Consider the following 2,242-nt stretch of genomic DNA (forward strand, 5'->3'; position numbering starts at 1 on the left):
CCTGTAGACGCCGCGACCAATCAGGATGATCGCGTCATCGTTTACGTTTTTCGCGAGCAAGCTCGCTCCTACAACCTGACTGGCATTACGGCAAGCCGTGCTCCTACAAAGAGCGGGCATAAAAAAACGGCGACCCTTGGGTCGCCGTTTTTTCAACATCAAGCTACCGGATTGATTGGCTTTTCCGGGTACCAGACGTCGATCAGCGGGCTGACAGTCGTTTCGGTCAGTTCGCTGCGGCCTTTGAGCCAGGCTTCAACAGCAGCACGCTGCTCTTCGGAAACCGAGCCACGCTTCTGCAGGCAAACCAGACCGTAGTCGTCGCCGCCAACATAGCCCAGGCCATTGGCTTCCATGGCTTCTTTGAGGAACGCATCAAGGAAAGCATCAATGGCTTCTTCGGACAAATCTTGTTTGAAGTCCAGGTTCAGTTCGAAACCCAGCTCTTGAAATTCATCAACGCACAGTTTTTTGCGCAGACGCTGGGAACGGTTAGTCGCCATTGGAACAATCCTCTTAAGTAAATACGGCCGGCACTTTAACAGTTTAAGCCGCTGATTGCCCGACTCTCTGGGCCGCGACGCCTACCGTCGGTAAAAAAATAGCGGATTGAAGGGTCAAGGCACGGCACAAGCCACGGCACCTTGGGGCATAATGCCGACACTTTTATGACCGTTGAGGGCTTTCATATTCATGTCCTCGTCTTTTTCCCCTCGGCTGCAGGGTTCTATTTCAGATGATCAAATCGTTGCGTCCATTGTTGCTGGCCGGCCTCCTTCTCCCGCTGGCCCTCCCCGTTTTCGCTGACCCAATCAATACGTCCTTGTCACCCAATGTTGAAAAGGCCCTAAAAGCCAGCAAGTTGCAAGACAACGCCCTGTCGCTGGTCATGATTCCGCTCAACGGCCCCGGCACCCCGACCATTTTCAACGCCGATGTATCGGTTAACCCGGCGTCGACCATGAAACTGGTCACTACCTATGCGGCCCTGGAAATGCTCGGCCCGAACCACCAGTGGAAAACCGAGTTCTACACCGACGGCACCCTGAGCGGCGGCATCCTCAACGGTAACCTCTACCTCAAGGGTGGCGGCGACCCGAAGCTGAACATGGAAAAACTCTGGTTGCTGATGCGTGACCTGCGCGCCAACGGCGTGACTCAAGTCACCGGTGACCTGGTGCTGGACAAAAACTTCTTCGTGCAGCCGCAACTGCCCGTGTTCAACGACGACGGCAATGACGACAACAAACCGTTCCTGGTCAAGCCCGATGCATTGCTGGTCAACCTCAAGGCCCTGCGTTTCGTGGCGCGCAACGACTCGGGCAAGGTACTGGTCTCGGTCGAACCGCCAATCGCCAGTATCCGCATCGACAATCAGGTCAAGGCCCTCAACTCCAAGCAATGCACCGGTGGCGTGCGCTACAACCCGGTGACCCAGGCCGATGGCAGCGTGACCGTGACCGTTGGCGGCCAATTGGGTGAAGGCTGCAGCTCGCAGACTTATCTGTCACTGCTCGACCACGCGACCTACACTGCCGGCGCCGTCCGCGCAATCTGGAAGGAGCTGGGCGGCAGTATCCAGGGCAAGGATGTACTGGCGCCAACGCCTAAAGATGCCAAGGTGCTGGCGCGGGCTTTCTCGCCGGACCTTGCGGAAATCATCCGCGATATCAACAAATACAGTAACAACACCATGGCCCAGCAGTTGTTCCTGAGCCTGGGCCAGAAGTTCCGCACTGATGCCGACGGTGACGACGCGAAAGCGGCGCAGCGTGTAGTACGCCAATGGCTGGCCAAGAAAGGCATCACCGCGCCGCACCTGGTGATGGAGAATGGCTCTGGCTTGTCCCGCTCCGAACGCGTCAGCGCCCGGGAAATGGCCTCGATGCTGCAAGCAGCCTGGCGCAGCCCTTACGCTGCCGAGTACATCAGCTCGATGCCGATTGCCGGCACCGACGGCACCATGCGCAAACGCCTGAAGACCACCGCCATGCGCGGTGAAGCCCACGTCAAGACCGGCACCCTGAACACCGTGCGCGCCATCGCCGGCTTCAGTCGTGACATCAATGGCAACACCTGGGCAGTCGTGGCGATCCTCAACGACAAGGCCCCATTCGGCGCATCGTCTGTGCTCGACCAGGTGCTGCTGGACCTGTATCGCCAGCCGAAACTGCCGCAGACGGCTTCGGTGTTGTAAACGCCACAGGACTTTGTAGGAGCCAGGCTTGCCCTAATGCCGGTC

General features: G+C 58.0%; 2 protein-coding genes. One reads left to right on the forward strand and one right to left on the reverse strand.

Annotation, left to right across the window (positions count from 1 at the left end; all coding sequences use genetic code 11):
• Positions 1–158 precede the first annotated feature (158 nt).
• On the reverse strand, positions 159–503 hold the full coding sequence (locus ACRESJ_RS23225; protein ID WP_431759993.1) for a YggL family protein: 345 nt from the start codon (positions 501–503) through the stop codon (positions 159–161).
• Between the two features lie 233 nt (positions 504–736).
• Between ACRESJ_RS23225 and dacB the strand changes: the two genes are divergently transcribed.
• Positions 737–2,197, forward strand: a complete 1,461-nt coding sequence (gene dacB, locus ACRESJ_RS23230; RefSeq protein ID WP_431759994.1) for a D-alanyl-D-alanine carboxypeptidase/D-alanyl-D-alanine endopeptidase — start codon at positions 737–739, stop codon at positions 2,195–2,197.
• Positions 2,198–2,242: the final 45 nt, after the last annotated feature.

It is taken from the genome of Pseudomonas sp. (genome assembly GCF_050739655.1).
Lineage (GTDB): Bacteria > Pseudomonadota > Gammaproteobacteria > Pseudomonadales > Pseudomonadaceae > Aquipseudomonas.